This is a genomic window from Glycomyces halotolerans, from assembly GCF_054779575.1.
On the sequence record NZ_BAAGXZ010000029.1, the window covers coordinates 25514 to 44712 of the forward strand.

General features: G+C 70.5%; 18 protein-coding genes and 1 pseudogene. 13 read left to right on the plus strand and 6 right to left on the minus strand.

What is annotated here, in order from left to right; all coding sequences use genetic code 11:
- Positions 1-129: 129 nt before the first annotated feature.
- Positions 130-513 carry a thioredoxin family protein gene (gene trxA, locus ACYVL2_RS18395; RefSeq protein WP_460546052.1) on the minus strand — a complete coding sequence of 128 codons (384 nt, stop codon included), beginning with the start codon at positions 511-513 and terminating at the stop codon, positions 130-132.
- A gap of 118 nt (positions 514-631) precedes the next feature.
- Between trxA and ACYVL2_RS18400 the strand changes: the two genes are divergently transcribed.
- The 9 genes and pseudogenes from ACYVL2_RS18400 (at position 632) to ACYVL2_RS18440 (ending at position 9161) form a co-directional block, all read left to right on the plus strand.
- The gene (locus tag ACYVL2_RS18400) at positions 632-1801 is read left to right on the plus strand and encodes a PucR family transcriptional regulator (RefSeq protein WP_460546054.1); all 1170 of its coding nucleotides are present in this window, start codon (positions 632-634) and stop codon (positions 1799-1801) included.
- A 93-nt stretch (positions 1802-1894) separates the two neighbouring features.
- Positions 1895-2794: pseudogene (locus ACYVL2_RS18405) on the plus strand (ACP S-malonyltransferase); the annotation flags it as partial.
- A gap of 14 nt (positions 2795-2808) precedes the next feature.
- Positions 2809-3762 (plus strand): beta-ketoacyl-ACP synthase III, encoded by a 954-nt coding sequence (locus ACYVL2_RS18410; RefSeq protein ID WP_460546056.1) that lies wholly within the window; start codon positions 2809-2811, stop codon positions 3760-3762.
- 19 nt (positions 3763-3781) lie between these two features.
- Positions 3782-4018: an acyl carrier protein gene (locus ACYVL2_RS18415; RefSeq protein ID WP_026929647.1), complete on the plus strand. Its 237-nt coding sequence runs from the start codon at positions 3782-3784 to the stop codon at positions 4016-4018.
- A 1-nt stretch (position 4019) separates the two neighbouring features.
- Positions 4020-5237 carry a beta-ketoacyl-[acyl-carrier-protein] synthase family protein gene (gene fabF, locus ACYVL2_RS18420; protein ID WP_460546058.1) on the plus strand — a complete coding sequence of 406 codons (1218 nt, stop codon included), beginning with the start codon at positions 4020-4022 and terminating at the stop codon, positions 5235-5237.
- Between the two features lie 201 nt (positions 5238-5438).
- Positions 5439-5753, plus strand: coding sequence for a hypothetical protein (locus ACYVL2_RS18425; protein WP_460546060.1), 315 nt, complete (start codon positions 5439-5441; stop codon positions 5751-5753).
- Positions 5737-7302, plus strand: coding sequence for an alpha/beta hydrolase family protein (locus ACYVL2_RS18430; protein ID WP_460546063.1), 1566 nt, complete (start codon positions 5737-5739; stop codon positions 7300-7302). Before ACYVL2_RS18425 ends, ACYVL2_RS18430 begins: the two co-directional genes overlap by 17 nt.
- 8 nt (positions 7303-7310) lie before the next feature.
- The gene (locus ACYVL2_RS18435; RefSeq protein WP_460546065.1) at positions 7311-7844 is read left to right on the plus strand and encodes a hypothetical protein; all 534 of its coding nucleotides are present in this window, start codon (positions 7311-7313) and stop codon (positions 7842-7844) included.
- A 120-nt stretch (positions 7845-7964) separates the two neighbouring features.
- The gene (locus ACYVL2_RS18440; RefSeq protein WP_460546067.1) at positions 7965-9161 is read left to right on the plus strand and encodes a DUF418 domain-containing protein; all 1197 of its coding nucleotides are present in this window, start codon (positions 7965-7967) and stop codon (positions 9159-9161) included.
- On the opposite strand, the gene asnB is transcribed toward ACYVL2_RS18440, so the two are convergent.
- Entirely contained in the window at positions 9162-11018 is a 1857-nt protein-coding gene (gene asnB, locus ACYVL2_RS18445; RefSeq protein ID WP_460546069.1) for an asparagine synthetase B family protein, read from the minus strand.
- A 296-nt stretch (positions 11019-11314) separates the two neighbouring features.
- Between asnB and ACYVL2_RS18450 the strand changes: the two genes are divergently transcribed.
- Entirely contained in the window at positions 11315-11971 is a 657-nt protein-coding gene (locus tag ACYVL2_RS18450) for a transcriptional regulator (RefSeq protein ID WP_460546071.1), read from the plus strand.
- A complete protein-coding gene (locus ACYVL2_RS18455; protein ID WP_460546072.1) occupies positions 11968-13134 on the plus strand; it encodes a sensor histidine kinase in 1167 nt (388 codons plus the stop codon). Before ACYVL2_RS18450 ends, ACYVL2_RS18455 begins: the two co-directional genes overlap by 4 nt.
- On the opposite strand, the gene ACYVL2_RS18460 is transcribed toward ACYVL2_RS18455, so the two are convergent.
- Positions 13115-13948 (minus strand): phosphoribosylaminoimidazolesuccinocarboxamide synthase, encoded by an 834-nt coding sequence (locus tag ACYVL2_RS18460; RefSeq protein WP_460546074.1) that lies wholly within the window; start codon positions 13946-13948, stop codon positions 13115-13117. The two genes, ACYVL2_RS18455 and ACYVL2_RS18460, sit on opposite strands and share 20 nt — an antisense overlap.
- A gap of 157 nt (positions 13949-14105) precedes the next feature.
- Between ACYVL2_RS18460 and lipA the strand changes: the two genes are divergently transcribed.
- Positions 14106-15035: a lipoyl synthase gene (lipA, locus tag ACYVL2_RS18465; RefSeq protein ID WP_460546084.1), complete on the plus strand. Its 930-nt coding sequence runs from the start codon at positions 14106-14108 to the stop codon at positions 15033-15035.
- A 43-nt stretch (positions 15036-15078) separates the two neighbouring features.
- Positions 15079-15774, plus strand: coding sequence for a DUF4191 family protein (locus ACYVL2_RS18470; RefSeq protein WP_460546076.1), 696 nt, complete (start codon positions 15079-15081; stop codon positions 15772-15774).
- A 76-nt stretch (positions 15775-15850) separates the two neighbouring features.
- On the opposite strand, the gene ACYVL2_RS18475 is transcribed toward ACYVL2_RS18470, so the two are convergent.
- From ACYVL2_RS18475 to ACYVL2_RS18485, 3 genes are all read right to left on the minus strand, one after another.
- Positions 15851-16261: a DUF3040 domain-containing protein gene (locus ACYVL2_RS18475; protein ID WP_460546078.1), complete on the minus strand. Its 411-nt coding sequence runs from the start codon at positions 16259-16261 to the stop codon at positions 15851-15853.
- Positions 16262-16455: 194 nt separating this feature from the next.
- Entirely contained in the window at positions 16456-17604 is a 1149-nt protein-coding gene (gene dinB / locus ACYVL2_RS18480) for a DNA polymerase IV (RefSeq protein ID WP_460546086.1), read from the minus strand.
- Positions 17605-17700: 96 nt separating this feature from the next.
- A complete protein-coding gene (locus tag ACYVL2_RS18485) occupies positions 17701-18864 on the minus strand; it encodes an alkaline phosphatase family protein (protein WP_460546080.1) in 1164 nt (387 codons plus the stop codon).
- Positions 18865-19199: the final 335 nt, after the last annotated feature.

A 19199-nucleotide genomic window follows, 5' to 3' on the forward strand; every position in this document is an offset into this window, starting at 1 on the left:
GTCGCCGCGGGGCCCGTTCACGTCACAACAGGACGAAACAACCGGGCGGGCGCGTGGAACACGCGCCCGCCCGATAACGCTTTATGCGGTTGTCCCCCGGTGCCGCCACAGGGCCTTCACGCGGAGACGCTAGCCCTCGGTGGAAGCGTCAGCGCCCTCTTCCTTCGCGATCTGCGAGCGGACCTCTTCCATGTCGAGCTCCTTGACCTGGCGGATGACCTCTTCGAGAGCCTCGCCCGGCAGCGCGCCCGGCTGGTTGAACAGCAGGATCCCGTCGCGGAAGGCCATGAGCGTCGGAATCGACTGGATCCCCGCGGCCGCCGACAGCTCCTGCTGGTCCTCGGTGTCGATCTTCCCGAACACGACGTCGTCGTGCTGCTCGCTCGACGCCTCGTAAGTCGGGGCGAACTGCTTGCAGGGACCGCACCACTCCGCCCACCAGTCGACCAGCACGATGTCGTTGCCGGTGACGGTCTCCTCGAAGGTGTCCTTGGTAAGTGCAACCGTGGCCATGAATGGCCGCCTCTCTGTCGTGGCTGTTCAGGTGCTTCAGGGGCAACGATAGTGGCCTCTCAGCTATTCCCGCAGACGTCGGCGCGAGGCGCGTGCCACGTCTGGCACGCTATAGGGCATGGATCTGGCCACCACCATTCAGAACATCGAACGCTCGTCGTCGGCGCTGACGACCCAGTCGCTCACCCGCATGGACGAACGGCTCCCCTGGTTCCGCGACCTGCCGGCAGAGCAGCGCTCGATGGTGACGCTGGTGGCCCAGGCCGGGGTCCGGCAGTTCCTCGAGTGGCTCCGCTCCTCCGGCGACGACCTCGGCTCCTCCGACATGGTCTTCGAGGCCGCCCCGGTCGAACTGGCCCGCGCCATCAGCCTCCAGCACACCGTGGCCCTGATCCAGGTCGTCATCGACGTCGTCGAAGAGCAGGTGCCCGCGCTCGCCGCCGAAGGCGAAGAAGAGGCCCTGCGCGAATCGGTCCTCAGGTTCTCCCGCGAGATCGCCTTCGCCGCCGCCCGGGTCTACGCCCGCGCCGCCGAGACCCGCGGCGCCTGGGACGCCCGCCTCCAGGCCATGCTGGTCGACTCGCTGCTGCGCGGCGAATCCTCCGACGAGCTCGTCGGCCGCGCCGCCGCCCTCGGCTGGTCCGAGACCCAGTCCATCACCGTCGTATGCGGCAACACCCCCGGCGGCGAGGCCACCCTGGTGCTCCACAGCGTCCAGCGCGCCGCCCGGCGCCTGGGCCTCGACGTCCTCGCCGGCGTCCACGGCGCGCGCCTGGTGATCCTCCTGGGCGGCATCAACGACCCGATGGAGATCGTCGAGAAGCTCACCGGCCAGTTCGGGGAGGGCCCCATCGTCGTCGGCCCCACCGTCACCGGCCTCGCCGAGGCCTCCAGCTCCGCGATCGCGGCCGTGGCCGGCCACCGCGCCGCCCCCGCCTGGACCGACGCCCCACGGCCCGTCACCGCCACGCAGCTGCTGCCCGAGCGGGCCATAGCCGGCGACGAGGCCGCGCGCCGCCAACTGCGCGAAGGGGTCTACGTGACCCTCCGCCGGGCCGGCGGCGAACTGCTGGAGACCATGGACGCGTTCATCGCCTCCGGCGGCGTCCTCGAAGGCACCGCCAGGGAGCTGTACGTCCACCCCAACACCGTGCGCTACCGCCTCCGGCGCATCCAAGAGGTGACCGGTTTCTCCCCCACCGATCCCCATGAGGCCTTCGTACTGCGTGTGGGGTTGACCATAGGGCGCCTGGAGAGCACCCCGACGGCACGGCGTTCCCGCAGTTAACAACTACCGTTGTAGAGTTCCCACAAGAACCGAACGGGGTTTCAGTCCGCGACCTGCTCCCCTTTCGGGTGTTCACTGAGCGAAAGTCTAGATGTGCTTGCCATTCTCGCTCCCGGGCAAGGTTCGCAGAAGCCCGGGTTCCTCACGCCATGGATCGACGCCGACCCCGCAGCGGCCGCCAAGCTGCGCGAATGGTCCGAACTGACCGGTCTCGACCTCGTGCGCCTCGGCACCGAGGCCGACCAGGCCGAGATCACCGACACCGCCAACACCCAGCCGCTCCTGGTCGCCGCCGGGCTCCTCGCCGCCGAGAAGCTCCCGGTCGGCGCCGCGAGCGTCGTGGCCGGCCACTCGGTCGGCGAACTCACCGCCGCCGCGCTGGCGGGCATCCTCACGCCGGAGGCCGCCGTATCGCTCGCGGCCGTCCGGGGCCGTGAGATGGCCGCGGCATGCGACATCGAGCCGACGACCATGGCCGCCGTCCTCGGCGGGGCCGAGGACGACGTGCTCGCCGCCATCGAATCGTCCGGCGCCTGGCCGGCCAACCGCAACGGCGCCGGGCAGATCGTCGCCGCCGGCCCCGTGGCCGCGATCGAGAAGCTGACCGAGAACGCCCCCGAGCGCGCCCGCATCATCCCGCTCAAAGTCGCCGGCGCGTTCCACACCCCGCACATGGCTCCGGCCCGGGCCGCCCTCGAAGCGGTCGCCGGCGACATCGAGACCGCCGACCCGCGGCGGACGTTCCTGTCCAACCGCGACGGCGCGGCGGTCGACACCGGCGCTCGCGCCTTGCGGCAACTGGTGGAGCAGGTCACCTCACCGGTCCGTTGGGACGCCTGTATGAGTACGCTTGGAGAACTGGGCGTCACAGCGGTCATCGAACTGCCGCCGGCAGGGACGCTCACCGGGCTGGCCAAACGGGCGCTCAAGGGCGTGGAGCGACTCAACGTCAACACCCCCGACGACCTCCCGGCCGCCGCCGAACTCGCCGCCAGTGAAGGAGTCCAGTGAGCGCCAACGGTTCCCGTGTGATCAGCGTCGGCCACTACCAGCCGGAGAAGGTCCTCACCAACGACGACCTCGCGAAGATGGTCGACACCAGCGACGACTGGATCGTCAGCCGGGTCGGCATCAAGGAACGCCGCATCGCCGCCGACGGCGAGACCGTCGCCGACATGTCCGTGCACGCCGCCAGGCAGGCGCTCGACAACGCCGGCCTCGCTCCGACCGACATCGACATGGTCGTCGTCGCCACCGTCTCGGCCAAGGACATCTGCCCCAACACCGCCTGCCGCGTCGCCGACGAGCTCGGCATCGCGAACCCCGCCGCGATCGACGTCAACACCGCCTGCTCGGGCTTCGAGTACGCCCTCGCGCAGGCCGACATGGCGGTCAAGGCCGGCTCGGCGACGCGCGCGCTGGTCATCGGCGCCGAGAAGCTCTCCGCGGTCACCGACTGGGAGGACCGCACCTCCTGCGTGCTGTTCGGCGACGGCGCCGGCGCGGTCGTGATCGAAGGCACTGACGACCTCGAGCTGGCCGTCAGCCCCGTCGTGTGGGGATCCGAGCCGTCGATGAGCGACGTCATCCGCATCGAAGAGGACGTCCCGTACATCAAGCAGGCCGGCCAGACCGTCTTCCGCTGGGCCACGACCCAGCTCGCGCCGCTGGTGGAGCGGGTGGCCGAACGGGCCGACGTGAAGCTGTCCGACCTCGCGGCCTTCGTGCCGCACCAGGCGAACCTGCGCATCATCCAGGGCATCGCCAAACGCCTCGACTTCGGCGACGACTGCGTCGTCGCCGATGACATCGTCTACTCCGGCAACACCTCGGCGGCATCGGTGCCGCTGGCGTTGTCAAAGTTGGTACAAAGTGGCAAGGTCGCCTCCGGTGCCCCGATTCTCCTGTTCGGGTTCGGCGGCGGGCTCACCTATGCCGGGCAAGTCATCCGCTGCCCGTAATTATCGAGAGGAATGAATCATGTCTCGTGACGAGATCCGCGAAGGGCTGTCCGACATTCTCGAAGAGGTCGCGGGTGTCAACCCCGACGACGTCGCCGATGAGAAGTCCTTCACCGACGACCTGGACGTCGACTCGCTGGCCATGGTCGAGGTCGTGGTGGCCGCCGAGGAGAAGTTCGGCGTGAAGATCCCCGACGACGAGGTCGCCAACCTGAAGACCGTCGGCGACGCCGTCTCCTACATCGAGAAGGGCTAATGTGACTGAGGTAGTCGTCACCGGGCTCGGCGCGACCACCCCGCTCGGCGGGGACGTCGCCTCGACCTGGGAAGCACTCGTGGCCGGGAGATCGGGCGTCGGCTCGCTCACGGAGGAGTGGGCGCAGGAGCTGCCGGTGCGCATCGCCGCGCAGCTCGTCGTCGAACCGTCCGAGGTGCTGCCCCGGGTCCGGCTGCGCCGCCTCGACCGCTCCGAGCAGATCGCGCTCATCGCGTCCCAGCAGGCGTGGGACGACGCGGGGCTGAGCGACGACCTCGACAGCGAACGGTTCGGCGTGGTGTTCGGCTCGGGCATCGGCGGTGCCCTGACGCTGCTCGAACAGGACGACATCCTCGAGGAGAAGGGTCCTCGCCGGGTGTCGCCGTACACCGTGCCCATGCTCATGCCCAACGGCCCGGCGGCCGTGGTCGGCCTGGAGTTCGGCGCCAAGGCCGGGGTCCACGCGCCGACCAGCGCCTGCGCCACCTCGGCGGAGGCGATCTCCTGGGCGGCCGACATGATCCGAGCGGGCCGCGCCGACGTGGCCATCGCGGGCGGCGCGGAGGCGGTCATCGGCGGCCTGCCGATGGCGGGCTTCGCTTCGATGAAGGCCATGTCGACCCGCAACGAGGAGCCCGAGCGCGCCTCGCGGCCCTGGGACCGCGACCGCGACGGCTTCGTCATGGGCGAGGGCGCCGGGGCGCTGGTGCTGGAGCGCCGCGAACACGCCGAAGCGCGCGGCGCGCGGATCTACGCGGTCGTCGCCGGCTCGGGTTTGACCTCGGACGGCTTCGACATCGTGCAGCCCGACCCCGAATGCAACGGCGGCGGGCGTGCGATGCGGGCGGCGATCCGGCAGGCGGGGATCGACCCCAAGGACGTCGGGCACGTCAACGCCCACGCGACCTCCACGCCCGTGGGCGACATGGCGGAGGTCAAGGGCGTCAAGCGCGAGATCGGCGAGCACGTGGTGCTCACCGGGACGAAGTCGATGACCGGGCACCTGCTCGGCGGCGCGGGCGCGGTCGAGTCGATCGCGACGATCATGGCGATCCACGACGGCGTCGTCCCGCCGACGATCAACCTGGAGAACCCCGATCCCGCGCTCGACCTGGACGTGGCCGCGAACGAGGCGCGCAAGATCGACCTCGTGGCCGCGATGAACACCGGCTTCGGCTTCGGCGGCCACAATGCCGCGATCCTGTTCACGAAGCCGTAAGGCTGAGTGACCATGAGGTGGAGCACGAAGCCGTAAGGCTGAGTGACCGTGAGGTGCAGCACGAAGCCGTAAGGGCGAGTAGGCGAGAGCCGCATGTAGGGCCCCACCGCTGAGCGGTGGGGCCCTTCATATTGCCCGAGTTGCGGAGATTGACTACGCTGAGCAGGTCATCGCCTCCTCCCCCCGAGTAAGGAACGCGACGTGCCCCCCGAATTCCAGATCGACCCCGACGAAGTCCGCACGGCCGCCGGTGAGATGGCCGAGGTCGCCGAGGCGCTCTCGGCTCAGATCGACACCGTGGCGGGCGAGGCGAGCCGCCTCGAGGGCGCGGTGGACACCGCGGAGTTCGTCGGGATCGGCGCGGTGGCCGGGCTGACGAGCGAATGGACCGGCCTCAGGCTGCCGGGCCACCGCGAGACCGTCGACGAGATCGCCGGGTTCCTCGCCGAGCACACCGACGGCATGGTCGAGGCCGACGAGAGCACCGCCGGGACCTTCGATGAGCATCGGCTTTAGGTCCCTGCGGGACGCCGACTTCGACGCGCTCGCCTCGGTCGCCGACCGTTGGTCCCGGCTCGCCGCGCACCTGACCGACCAGGTCGAGACCCTCGAAGCCACGCTGCACCGCCGCCTGAGCGACGAGCATTGGGACGGGGGCGCCCCCGAGGACGCGCGAGCGAGGATCAAGGCGGCCATCGCCGAACTGGAGGCGCGAGTCGACCCCGCGGAGCGGGCCGCGGCGGCCATCGCCGACGCCGCGACCGCCTTCAAGCGATGCCAGGCGGAGCTGGCCGAACTGGTCGACGAAGGGCTCGATCTCGAGGAGCCCTCCGAAGCGGTCGAGGTGCGCCTCGCGCCGATCCTGGAGCGGGCCGCCGAGATCGACGACGAGCTGGCGGGCAGGATCGCGCTGGTGGCCGAGACCGCGATCGAGGCCCGCCTGATGCCGGCCGAGGCGGATCCGGCCGGGGATCTCACGGAGATGCTCGCCTCAGGGGCCTCTCCCAGGGCCGTCAACGCGTGGTGGGAGTCGCTGAGCGGCACCGAGCAGGACCTCCTCATCGAAGGGCGCCCGGACTTGATCGGGTGCACCGACGGCATTCCGTCGGAGGCCAGGGACGAGGCGAATCGGCGGCGGCTGAGCGCCCAGTTGCGAAACCTCGATGCCGAGATATCACGAATAGGTGAGCAAGTCTCATCCGCGGAGCGGTACGGGCGGGACGAGGCCGCCGCATCGCTGCTCGAGCGGCTGCGGCGGCTGCGCGAGACCCGCGAGGACCTGGCGACCCTCGAGGATCGCATCGACCGGTCCGACCGCATCACCGGACAGGACCACTACCTGCTCGGCTACGACGCCGCCGAGGACGGCGAGCTGATCGTCGCCCTCGGCAACCCGGACACGGCCGACAACACCGCCGTGCTGGTGCCGGGGACCGGGGCCGGGCTCGGCAAGGCCGGCGACCTGGGCCGGGCCGCGACCATGGCGCACGACGCCCACGAGGCGGCCCCCAGGGAGGACACGTCCGTGGTGATGTGGCTCGGCTACGACGCGCCCGACCACCCGGTCCTGGACTCGCCGTCGCTCTCGTACGCCAAGAACGCCTCCGGGGACCTCTCGGCGTTCATGGCCGGACTCGACGCGGCGAACCGCGACCCCGCGCACGCGACCACCACCGTCGTCGGGCACTCGTACGGCACCACGGTGATCGGGCAGTCGGCCAAGGAGCACGGCCTGGCCACCGACCAGATCATCGCCGTCGCCAGCCCGGGCATGAACGTCGCCGACGCCGCCGAGCTGGGCATCGACCCCGACCATGTCTGGGCCTCCACCGCGCCCGGCGACGTCATCCGCCTCCCGGCGGCCGTCGACGTGCCGCTGCCGAACGGCGATCACCTCGGATTGGGCCCCAGCCCTGCGGACCCCGATTTCGGGGGTCATACTTTCGGGAGTGACCCGATGAGCTGGAATCCGCTCGACATCCACGGCAACTACTGGGACGAGGGCAACGCGGCGCGCGACAACATGGCGTTCATCCTCACCGGTCAGACCGGGCGAGTCCGATAGGGGGAGCCATGACCGAACCCGTGCTCGATCAGAGCGAGGCATGGCCGCGGCTGGAAGCGGCCGTCCACGAGACCATCGCGGCGCTGCCGGACTTCCCCGGCTTCGAGACCCGCGCGCTCCACGAGCTCGGCTGCGAGGACCCGACGCACGTCAAGTACGAGCTGTCGTACGGATTCTCCCTGGCCGACTCGGAGTCCGGCGCGGTCCGCCGGGACTACGTCACCATCCTCAAACAGCACTTCCCGACCATCGGCTACGACGTCCACGACGAGCGCTACGGCGAGGACGGGCAGCCGCGAGGACTCGAGGCGCTCCGCGTCGCCGACGGGATCAACGTCTGGTACCGCATCCTCGGCCTGGTCAGCATCAAAGCCCAGTCGGGCTGCGTGCGCCGCGTCGACGGCTTCGAACCGTACTGCCCCAGACCGCTCGGCGGGGTCGTCCGCGACCGCGACGCCGCACTCGACTACGCCAAACGCGGCTACACCGACGACGAGCCCGATCCCGACCCGATCGCGAGGATCGACCCGTACGAGCTCTGAGGCGCGGAGGTAAGGACGACCGGAGCGGCGAGAGGGGTGTGCGCCTGACCGCGTCGGGGCGCCGGAGTCCATAGACTGAGAGCCGAGGAGACCGCAGAGCACACCACTTTGGAGCCGTCCATGGCCGCCCCGCCCCATCAGGCGCTCGTTCCACCCGGACCGCCGCCGATCACGCCGCTGCCCCGCGCGGAGCGCTCGCTCGCGCCCGACATCGCCAGAGGCGCGATGCTGCTGTTCATCGCCGTCGCCAACGTCGCCGTCTACCTGCACGGGAACCCGCTCGACGCGTACAACCACATCGCCGACTCATCGGCGGTCGACCGCGGCGCGCTGTTCGCCGAGCAGCTGTTCATCGCCGAGCGGTCGCGGCCGATGTTCGCGATCCTCTACGGGTTCGGCATGGCCGTCATGGCCTCCCGCATGTCCGCCCGCGGCATCGACGTCAAGGGCGTCCGCGGAGTGCTGCGCCGCCGCAACTGGTGGCTCATCGTCCTCGGGCTCGCGCACGCCTCGCTGCTGTTCTACGGCGACATCCTCGCCCCCTACGGCGCCACCGGCCTGATCGCGCTGTTCTTCGTCCACCTCTCCGACCGGGCGCTGCGGCGCTGGATGTGGGGCAGCTCGGTCTACGTGGCGGTCGTGACCGTCCCGGTGCTCGCCCTGCTCGGCAGCGAGAGCACCGAACCGCCGGGGGCGGGCCTGCCGCCCTACGCCGAGCAGCTGCTCACCGGCGTCATCGCCTCGGTGACCGTCGTGGTCGCCGCCTGGGTGCTCGCGATGTTCGTCCCCCTGGTGATCGCGGGACTCATGCTGCAGCGCGCCGGTTGGATCGACCGCCCGCACGAGCACCTGCCGCAACTGCGCCGGGTCTTCTCCTCCGGCATGGGCGTGGGCGTCGCCAGCGCGCTCCCCATCTCGCTGATCGCCTTGGGCGCGTGGGAGCCCTCGAGCGGGGTTCACGTGGCCGCGCTGGGTGCGACGCTGCTGGGCGGCATGTACGCCGGGCTCGGGTACATCTGCGGTTTCGCGCTGCTGGCGCACCGGTGGCGGTCGCGCGGGCGGCGGGGCGTGCCGGGGGCGTTGGCGGCGGTCGGCGAGCGTTCGCTGACGTCGTACCTGTGCCAGTCGGTCATCATGGCCCCGTTGCTGTCGGTCTGGGGTCTCGGTCTCGGCGACGGCATGGGCTATCTGGCGGCGTACGGCGTCGCCGTCGCCACGTGGGCGGTCACGGTGCTGCTGGCGGTGCTCATGGCGCGAGCGGGCGCGCGGGGGCCGTTCGAGGTGCTGCTGCGCCGGCTGACGTACGGCCGCCGGTGATCAGACCGGTGCGGTCGGTGTCGCCGCGCCGATCTGGGAGTACCAGACGCAGAAGACCATGACCGCCCAGATCTTGCGCGCGTTGTCGTGGCCGTCGCGGTGTTCGCGCAGGAGTCGCCTGGCGTAGTCGAGGTCGATGAGGTGGCCGGCGCCGCTCTGCGCGAGTATCTGGTCGGTCCACTCGAACATGGGTCCGGCGAGCCACTGTCGGTGCGGCGTGGGAAAGCCGAGTTTGGGGCGTTCGACGATCGCGGGCGGCACGATCTTCTCGACGGCACGCCGGAGCGCGACCTTGGTCTGGGCTCCGACGAGCCGGTGGTCGGTCGGGATGCGGGAGGCGACCTCCCAGACGCCGCGGTCGAGGAAGGGGACCCGGACCTCCAGGCTGTGGGCCATGGACATGCGGTCGGCCTTGACGAGGATGTCGCCGCGCATCCAGGTGTGCAGGTCGAGGTACTGCATGCGGGTGGCGGGGTCGAGGTGGGCGGTCTCCTCCCAGTACCGCGCGGTGACCTGGCGGTGGTCGGGGGCGGGGTGCCGCAGGAGGGCGGCCTTGGCCTCGTCGGTGAAGATCTTGGCGTTGCCGACGAAGCGCTCTTCGATCTCGGCGGTGCCGCGTTCGAGGAAGCTCTTGCCTTTGACCCCTTCGGGCAGGGCGCGCGAGGCGCGGCGCAGGAGGTGCTTGGCCGAGTCGGGCAGTGCGGTGACCGGGCGCAGCGAGCGGGGTTCGCGGTAGATGGTGTAGCCGCCGAACAGTTCGTCGGCGCCTTCGCCGCCGAGGGCGACGGTGACGTGCTCGGCGGCCTTCTTGGCGACGAAGTACAGCGGGACGAGGGCGGGGTCGGCGACCGGGTCGTCGAGGTGCCAGACGATCTTGGGCAGTTCGGCGACGACGTCGTGGACGGATACCGGGGCCGGGATGTTGGCGACGCCGAGTTCGGCGGCGGATCCGGCGGCGACTTCGAGTTCGTCGTACAGGCCGGGGTCGGTGAACTGGGCGGTGAAGGTGAGGATGTCGGGGTTGACCTCGCGGGCGAGGGCGACGACGGCGGTGGAGTCGATGCCGCTGGACAGCAGTGCGCCGACCGGTACGTCGGAGCGCAGGTGAAGCCGCACGGACTCGCGCAGGGCCTCGGCGATCTCGTGGTAGAGGCGCTCGGGGTCGTCGACCTTCCTGGGGTGGAACATCGGCTGGAAGTAGCGTTGGGGCCTGGGTTCGGCGCCGGGGCGGAACAGCGCGAAGTGCCCGGCCTCGAACCGCATCACTCCTCGGTGGAGGGTGTCGGGTTCGGGCGGGTACTGGAAGGTCGCGTAGTGCCCCAGGACGTCGGTGTCGACCAGGTCGGGGGCGCCGATGCCGGGGAGGGCCTTCTTCTCGCTGGCCAGCCACACCGCCCCGCCGTGCCGAGTCCAGTACAGCGGTTTGACACCGAAGGGGTCGCGGGCGGCGAAGACCAGGTCGGCGTCGTGGTCGTAGAGCACGAACGCGAACATCCCGCGCAGGCGGTGGACGACGTCGGGTCCCCAGTGACGGTAGCCGGCCAGGATGACCTCGGTGTCGCCGCGGGTCTCGAAGACGGCGCCGAACTCGCGGACGAGTTCGGCGCGCAGCTCGCGGTAGTTGTAGATCTCGCCGTTGAAGACGATGCCGAGGCGGCCGTCGTCGCGGCGCATCGGCTGGTGCGAGCCGGCCACGTCGATGATGGACAGCCGCTTGAAGCCCATCCGGACCCGCCGGCCGGCCGGGTCGACCGACGTCTCGTCGGGACCGCGGTGGTGGAGCAGTTCGAGCAGGTCGGCGAGGTCCGGCCCGGCGAGGCCGGCGTCGGTACCCGCTCGTACGACGAATCCGCACATGGAGGGCTCCTATGAACTCGGTTCGGGTGGAGTCCCCATGTTCGTCCGCGCCCGTGCCGATCGCGCCCCTCGAAAGTCCAGAGTCGACCTACCGTCCGCCTCCAGGGGTGGCATCGGTCGTGGTGGACCGTCCCCCGCCGGTCGGCTGGACGCCCCATCCGATCGGCTGGAATCGCCGGAGCCGTTCGGATGCGGTGACCGACAGGCTACGGATGGAACGGGCGGCGGATCATGACTATGCTTCTTGCACTCCCAATCGAAGCGGAGCACCCCAGCCTGAGAGGAGCACCCCAGCCGTGATCCGCGTCCTCATCGTCGACGACGAAGCCCTCATCCGCTCGGGCTTCACCCACATCCTCAACACCGCCGAGGACGTCGAGGTCGTCGACGCCGTCACCGGCGGCGAGGCGATCGACAAGATCATCGCCCTCCGCCCGGACGTGGTGCTGCTCGACATCCGCATGCCCGACGTCGACGGCCTCACCATCCTCAAGCGGCTGCGGGACCTCTCGCGCCCGCCGGTCACCGCGGTGCTCACCACCTTCGACACCGACGAGTACGTCGACGCCGCGCTCCGGCTCGGCGCCGCCGGGTTCCTGCTCAAGGACACCGACCCCGAGCATCTGGTGTACCAGGTGCGCTCGCTGATGACGGAGGGTTCGGCGCTGTCGGCGAAGGTCACCAAGACGATCATCGCCGGCTACCTCTCGGGGGCGTCCTCCCCGGACGCCGATCCGCTCGTGGAGCGGCTGACCGACCGGGAGCGCGACATCCTGGTGCTGCTGGCGCAGGGCAGGTCGAACGCCGAGATCTCCGCGGAGGTGTTCCTGGGCGTGGGCACCGTCAAGGACCACGTGAGTTCGATCCTCGCCAAACTCGAGGTCTCCAACCGCGTGCAGGCGGCGCTGATCGCCGAGCGGTCCGGACTGCTGGTCGACGGGCCCGGGTCGTGAAAGCCCGGCGGCCGCCGCAGTGGGCCTTCGACGCGTTCGTCCTGGCGGCGGCCGCGGCCCACCTCCTGGTGGTGGTCCGGATGGACAACCAGCCGGCGGCGTCGTTCGCGATCGCCGGGGTGGCGGCCCTGGTACTGCGCCGTCGGTACCCGCTGGCGGTGTTCCTCGCGACGATCCCGGCCGCCGCGATGGTCACCGAGAAGGTCGCCTCGCTGTTCGCCATCTACACGCTCGCCGAGCTGGCCCGCGGCCGGTGGCTGCCGATCGCCGCGATCGCCGTGCTCAGCGCCGCGTTCTGCTACTCCGATCCGAACCTGTGGTGGTACCTGTTCGAGTCCCGCGAGGCGACCGGGGAGCCGGAGTACTTCCTGTGGATGACCCGCGACGAGGTCCGCGGCCTGCGGCAGATCCTCTACTACGGGGCCATCTCGACCGTCCCGGCGACGCTCGGGTATCTGATGCGGACCCGCAGCATGCTCTACGAGCGGCTCGACGAGATCTCCGAGGCCCGAGAGCACGAGCAGCGGCTGCTGACGCAGCAGGCGCTGGCGGCCGACCGGGCCCAGCTGGCCCGGGAGATGCACGACGTGGTGTCCCATCAGGTGAGCCTCATCGCGGTGCAGGCGGGGGCGCTGCAAATGCAGGCGAAGGACGGCGAGACCAGGGAGGCGGCCTCGACGATCCGGCGCTTGAGCGTCCGGACGCTCGAAGAGCTGCGGCACATGGTGCGGGTGCTTCGGGCGTCGGGCATCCGTGCGACCGAGCTGACGCCGCAGCCGACGATCGCACAGATCGAGGAGCTGGTCGGCGGCAGCGGCATCGACGCGAGTCTGGAGATCGACGCGCTGCCCGAGCTCGATCCCCCGGTGCAGCGGGCGGTGTACCGGACCGTGCAGGAGGCGCTCACGAACGTTCGCAAGCACGCCCCGGGCGCGACCGCGCGGGTGCGCATCCGCAGCCGGGCCGAGGGCGTCGAGGTCGAGGTGGTCAACGCCGCTCCCACGCGTCCGGTGGTCGAGCTTCCCAGTTCGCAGCACGGGCTGATGGGGTTGCGGCAACGCGCCGAGCTGCTGGGCGGGAGCCTCGACTACGGGGCGGCCGGCGACGGCGGCTGGCGGCTGACGCTGCGCGTGCCGCTGCGGGTCACCAGCGCCGCCCGGTGAGCCGCTCGTAGGCCTCGATGTAGCGCAGGCGGGTGGCCTCGACTACGTCTTCGGGGATCTCGGGGGCCGGTCCGGCGTCGGGCTTCCAGCCCGTCGACCGCGCCCAGTCGCGGACGTACTGCTTGTCGAACGACGGCTGCGCCCGTCCGGGGCTCCACGCCTCGGCGTCCCAGAACCGCGATGAGTCGGAGGTGAGGACCTCGTCGGCCAGCCGGAGCGTGCCGTCGCGGTCGTAGCCGAACTCGAGCTTGGTGTCGGCGATGATGATGCCTCGTTCGAGGGCGATCTCGGCGCCGCGCCGGTAGACGGACATGGTCAGGTCGCGGATCTGCTCGGCCGGTTCGGCGCCGATGTCGGCGGCCATCTGCTCGAAGGAGATCGGCTCGTCGTGGTCGCCGACGGCGGCCTTGGTGGTCGGGGTGAAGATCGGCTCGGGCAGCGCCGACCCGTCGACCAGGCCGGGCGGCAGGGCGATGCCGCAGACCGCCCCGGTGGCGTTGTAGTCGGCCAGTCCCGAGCCGGTGAGGTAGCCGCGGGCGATGGCCTCGACCGGCACCATGTCGAGGCGGCGCACCCGCAGCGCCCGGCCGGCGAACTCGGCGGGGATGTCCTCCACGGAGACGATCTGGCCCGGCACCAGATCGGCCAGCGCCTCGAACCACCACAGGCTCAACGAGGTCAGCAGCCGTCCCTTGTCGGGGATCGCGGTGGGCAGGACGACGTCGTAGACGCTGATGCGGTCGGAGGCGACGAGGATGAGGTCCTCGCCGTCGGCGTAGAGGTCGCGGACCTTGCCCTGGTGAATGAGTTCCACAGATGCTCCCCTGTCGAGTCGGCTCCGCCTTATTAGAGCAGCGGCCGCGATGCGGGCCGTGCTTCGCATCGCGGCTGTGCCGAGCGACACCTGCCGCGCGCCGCGGTCCCGGCGTAGGGTGGGGACCGTGACTTCCGAACAGCCCAAGGGACGCCGGATGCTGCGTCTCGAAGTGCGCAACGCCCAGACCCCGATCGAGAAGAAACCCTCCTGGATCAAGGTGAAGGCGAAGACCGGGCCGGAGTACACCGAACTCCACCGGCTGGTCAAGGACGAAGGTCTGCACACGGTCTGCCAGGAGGCGGGCTGTCCCAACATCTACGAGTGCTGGGAGGACCGGGAGGCGACGTTCCTCATCGGCGGTTCGCAGTGCACCAGGCGGTGCGACTTCTGCCAGATCGACACCGGCAGGCCCTCGCCGCTGGACCGCGACGAGCCGCGGCGCGTCGCCGAGTCGGTCGAGAAGATGGGGCTGCGGTACGCCACGGTCACCGGCGTCGCCCGCGACGACCTCGACGACGGCGGCGCGTGGCTCTACGCCGAGACCGTCCGGCAGATCCACGCGGCCGTGCCCGGCTGCGGGGTCGAGCTGCTCATCCCCGACTTCAACGCCGAGCCCGACCAGCTCGCCGAGGTCTTCTCGTCGCGCCCGGAGGTCCTGGCGCACAACGTGGAGACCGTCCCGCGGATCTTCAAGCGCATCCGGCCGGCCTTCGAGTACGACCGGTCGCTCGAGGTCTTGACCGCCGCCCGCAAGGAGGGCCTGGTCACCAAGTCGAACCTGATCCTCGGCATGGGTGAGACCCGCGAAGAGGTCTCGCAGGCGCTCAGGGACCTCCACGCGGCCGGCTGCGAGCTGATCACCATCACCCAGTACTTGCGCCCGACCAAGCGCCACCACCCGGTCGACCGGTGGGTCAAGCCCGAGGAGTTCGTGGAGCTGGCGTCCGAGGCCGAACAGATCGGTTTCGCCGGCGTCATGAGCGGTCCGCTGGTGCGGTCCTCGTATCGGGCCGGCCGGCTGTACCGGCAGGCGGTCGACGCGCGCGCCGAGACCCCCTCGGCTGAGCTCGCCGGCAGTGAATAAGCCCCTCCCGTAGAGGCCCCGATCGCACCGTAGACTTGGAGCCATGGCAAAGCAGCAGGAGAAAGAGTCATTCGGGTCGCGGCTGAAGGTCATCGGCCAGGCGGTCAAGTTCACGACGCAGCGGGACAAATGGTTCCTGCCGCTCGAGGCCGTCGCGATCCTGCTGCCGTTCATCGTCGTCACCGCCCTGGTGCTCTTCGCTCGGATCTCGCTGTTCTGGTTCGTCAGCGCGGTGTTCGTCGCGCTGCTGGCGGGCATGATCGTGCTGAACATGCGCACCAGCAAGGTGGTGAACAAGGAGGCCGTGGGGCGGCCCGGCGCCGCTTACGCCCTCATCGACGGGATGCGCGGCTGGCATGTGACGCCCGGTGTGGCGGCTCTCTCGGAGAGCCAGATGGTGCACCGCGCGGTCGGCAAGGCGGGCGTGGTGCTCCTGGGCGAGGGCGGCGGCAAAGTCCGCAAGCTCCTCGGGCAGGAGAAGAAGCGGATCTCCCGGGTGGTCGGCTCGACGCCGGTCTACACGTTCATGGTCGGCGAGACGCCGAACGACGACTTCTCGGTCACGGAGGTGCGCAAGCGCCTGACGCGGCTGCCTCGCAACATCGGCGCCAAGGAGGCCAACCACGTGTCCAAGCGCCTCGACGCACTCGGCATGGGTCTGTCGATCCCGAAGGGCCCGGTCCCGACCAGCGCCAACCAGGGGCGCGCCGCGCGCCGCGCGATGCTCCGCGGCCGGTAAAGGCGATATACGGACAGAGCAAGGCGGGCCGAGCGTCAAGCTCGGCCCGCCTTCGCTGTGTGTCTCGGAATGGTCCTTAGAACAAGTCTCCGCCGTCGCGGCGACGCCGCCAGCGCTCTTCCATGCGGGAGGTGAAGCCGCCGGCCTTGGGCGGGGGCTTCGAACCGCCCCCGGTGGGCCGGCTCGCCTTGCCGTCGACGGCCTGCAACTTGCCGGTGGTGCCGCGACGCTGGGCCCAGAGCCCGATGATGAGACCGCCGAACATGAGCACCGCGCCGATGGGCGCACCCCAATTCGCGGCACCGGCGATCACAGTGCCGACGACGACGCCGATGCCAAGGACGGTGACGATGCCGGCGAGGATGAGCCTGCGGCGAGTCACATGCGCCGGGTCACTGGCGCGCACAGCAGAGGCGAACTGCGGATCTTCGGACAAGGACTGCTCGATTTCCTCGAACAGGCGTTGTTCGTGGTCGGAGAGCGGCACGACACTCCTCCTGCGCTAGTCTCGGCAGGTCCGCCGCATCGACGGGCCTTGGTGCTTGTGCTTCAAGTCTACGAGCCTTTCGCCCGAGGCGGAAGGCAGTTCGTCCTTGAATCTGTCCGTTCCCACCCTACTGAGCGGGGATACCCGCGGCACCTCGGTCCTATGCGCCTTCGGGCCGCTTCCCCGCCGCCTCTTCATGATTCGGCCTTCCGAAGCCGACCGGCCGAGCGGATGGCGCCCTTGCCGTACTTGGCCGTGGCGTGGTCGATGGCGGTCTCGATGTCGCGCCAGCCGTGGTCGGGCTCGTCGAGGGCCACCTGGCGGCCGACCGAAGCGGCCTCGACCAGGTGATCGAGACGTACGCCGATGAGCCGGACCGGTGCGGTGGCGGCCGCGTCCGCCAGGTCGCGGGCGGCGGCGTGGATCTCGTGGCCGACGTCGGTCGGGGCGGCGAGCATGCGGGAGCGGGTGATGGTGCGGAAGTCGCCGAAGCGGATCTTGACGGTGACGCCGCGGCCCATCCACCCGGCGGCCCTGGCACGGGAGGCGACCTTGCGGGACAGTTCCAGCAGGGTGGGCCCCCAGGCGTGGGCGTCGGGGGCGTCGCGGCCGAACGTGGTCTCGTTGCTGATCGACTTCTCGACCCGCTCGGGGCGGACCGGGCGGGGGTCGAGGTTCCGCGACAGGGCGTACAGGTGCTCGGCGTTCGCGGTGCCGACGGAGGCGGCGAGGCGGTCGACACTCAGCTGCGCGATGTCGCCGACGGTGCGCATGCCGAGCCGGCCCAGTTTCTGCGCGGTCTTCTCCCCGATGCCCCAGACCGCTCTGATGGGCAGCGGATGCAGGAAGCGCAGCTCGGTCTCGCGGGGGACGACGCCGAGGCCGTCGGGCTTGGAGTACTCGCTGGCGAGCTTGGCGAGGAATTTGGTGGAGGCGATGCCGACGGTGCAGGTGATGCCGTGTTCGTCGCGGACGCGGCGGCGGATCTCGCGGGCGATGGGGGCCGGCGGGCCGATGAGGCGGCGCGCGCCGCCGACGTCGAGGAAGGCCTCGTCGACCGAGACGGGCTGGACGTGCGGGGTGTACTCGCGGAAGATCGCCATGACCGCGCGGGAGACCTCGCCGTAGGAGACCGTCGGCTTCATGAACACGCCGTTCGGGCAGCGGCGGCGGGCGACCGCGGTCGGCAGCGCCGAGTGGACGCCGTACTCGCGGGCCTCGTAGGAGGCCGCCGAGACCACGCCGCGGGGACCGAGGCCGGCGACGATCACGGGTTTGCCGCGCAGGCTCGGATCGCGCGCGATCTCCACGGACGCGAAGAACGCGTCCATGTCGACGTGCATGATCTCGACCCCGTCATCGGACAGATCGGGACCGATGTACTCCGACTGAACACTGGCCACGCCCGAAGCGTAACCGGCGGGTCCGACAGCGCGCGCTCACGTTCGGTAGGACCACAGGGGGACGGCCATCTCGGCGGCGGTGAGGCCGCCGTGCTGGCCGATGAGGTGGGCCACGTGCGGCGGCTCGCCTGCGACGCCGACGACGGCGAAGGTGTCGCCGCAGGCCACGACGAGGTCGCCGATCCGGTCGCGGCTCGTCGCGGTGACCTCGGGGCCGAACCAGCCGCGATCGATGGCATCGTCGCGGGAGACGATCTCGGCGCGACCGTCGACCGCCTCGCGCCAGGCCGCGGCGACGTCGGCGGCGGCGCCGTCCTCGGTGTGCAGGTACCGCATCCGGCCGTCCCCGGCGATCGCTTCGACGCCGCCGAGCAGTTCGGGGTGCTCGTCGACGTGGAGGCGCTCGGTCAGATTGACCATGCCGTGGTCGGCGGTCACCAGCAGGGCCGCGTCGCGTGGCAGGTAGGTCAGCAGGTCGTCGATGGTCTTGGCGACGGCGGCGACGGCGTCGAGCCACTCGGACGAGCCGATCCCGTACAGGTGCCCGGCGGTGTCGACGTTCGGCAGGTAGGCGTAGACGAGGCTCCGGTCGCCGCGCGCGAGCGCGTTGATCGTCTCGGCGGCGACCTCGGGCGGCGTGGCGGCGGGCGCCCAGTCCGCGCCGCGGTAGATGGCCCTGGTCAGGCCGGTGTCGCGGAAGACGCCGTTGGAGACGATGGTGCAGGCGACGCCGTCGGCCGAGGCCAGTTCGAAGCAGGACGGCGAGGGCTGCCAGGTCTCGGGGTCGGGATTGTCCTCCCAGCGGATGTGCGTGACCAGGTCACCGGTGTCGGGGACTCGGACGGTGAAGCCGATGATCCCGTGGTGGCCGGGCGGGCTCCCGGTGGCCAGCGAGGCGAGGCTGATCGGTGTGGAGGAGGGCACGGTGGCGGTGATGGGGATCAGGGTGCCCAGTTCCCCGTTGTGGACCGCTTCGACGGTCGCGCTCGCCTGGGCGGCCTGCCTGAGCAGGTGGTAGCCGAAACCGTCGAGCAGGAGGACCGCGATGCGCCGCGCGCCGTCGAGTTCGGCGCCGCGCAGCGGCAGCGGACGGCCGTCGCCCCGAACCCCCAGTGCTGCGAGGGCGGTGGGCATGACGTCGGCGAGTGTCCCGGTCCCGTAAGCAGGCTGGAGTGGTTCCAAGTGCGGGCTGAAGCGCATGGCCCGAGGCTAACCGCTCGCCGCCGGCGTTGGAAGCCCGCATCGGATCGCCCCTGGTGGAGGCCGATTCTGGGCGCTTTCTGAGTGTGGCCGGTTGGGGTGTCCGGCTGCGATGACGAGGTAGGTGGAGAGGCGCGGTCGGTTCTTCGGCTGTCGGATGGTGGATGGCCCGGGTGGTTTGGCGGCGACAAAGAGGTAGCGGGGTCGTTGGGGTCGTGTCGTCGTGGCCGGGGCTGGAGCATGGGCGGGGCCTGTTTGGAGTGTCGCTCGGCTTTCCGTTTGGGCCGCAGGCGGTTCGGGTCCGGAACGTGAAAGCATTCGCACCCTAAGAGTGA

Bases quoted from the DNA above. Each gene is read 5' to 3' on its own strand.
- ACYVL2_RS18440 (WP_460546067.1), top strand. From the start codon at position 7,965: ATGGCCGCCCCGCCCCATCAGGCGCTCGTTCCACCCGGACCGCCGCCG.
- ACYVL2_RS18435 (WP_460546065.1), top strand. From the start codon at position 7,311: ATGACCGAACCCGTGCTCGATCAGAGCGAGGCATGGCCGCGGCTGGAA.
- ACYVL2_RS18470 (WP_460546076.1), top strand. From the start codon at position 15,079: ATGGCAAAGCAGCAGGAGAAAGAGTCATTCGGGTCGCGGCTGAAGGTC.
- ACYVL2_RS18415 (WP_026929647.1), top strand. From the start codon at position 3,782: ATGTCTCGTGACGAGATCCGCGAAGGGCTGTCCGACATTCTCGAAGAG.
- dinB (WP_460546086.1), bottom strand. From the start codon at position 17,604: ATGCACGTCGACATGGACGCGTTCTTCGCGTCCGTGGAGATCGCGCGC.
- asnB (WP_460546069.1), bottom strand. From the start codon at position 11,018: ATGTGCGGATTCGTCGTACGAGCGGGTACCGACGCCGGCCTCGCCGGG.
- ACYVL2_RS18485 (WP_460546080.1), bottom strand. From the start codon at position 18,864: ATGCGCTTCAGCCCGCACTTGGAACCACTCCAGCCTGCTTACGGGACC.
- ACYVL2_RS18430 (WP_460546063.1), top strand. From the start codon at position 5,737: ATGAGCATCGGCTTTAGGTCCCTGCGGGACGCCGACTTCGACGCGCTC.
- lipA (WP_460546084.1), top strand. From the start codon at position 14,106: ATGCTGCGTCTCGAAGTGCGCAACGCCCAGACCCCGATCGAGAAGAAA.
- trxA (WP_460546052.1), bottom strand. From the start codon at position 513: ATGGCCACGGTTGCACTTACCAAGGACACCTTCGAGGAGACCGTCACC.
- ACYVL2_RS18400 (WP_460546054.1), top strand. From the start codon at position 632: ATGGATCTGGCCACCACCATTCAGAACATCGAACGCTCGTCGTCGGCG.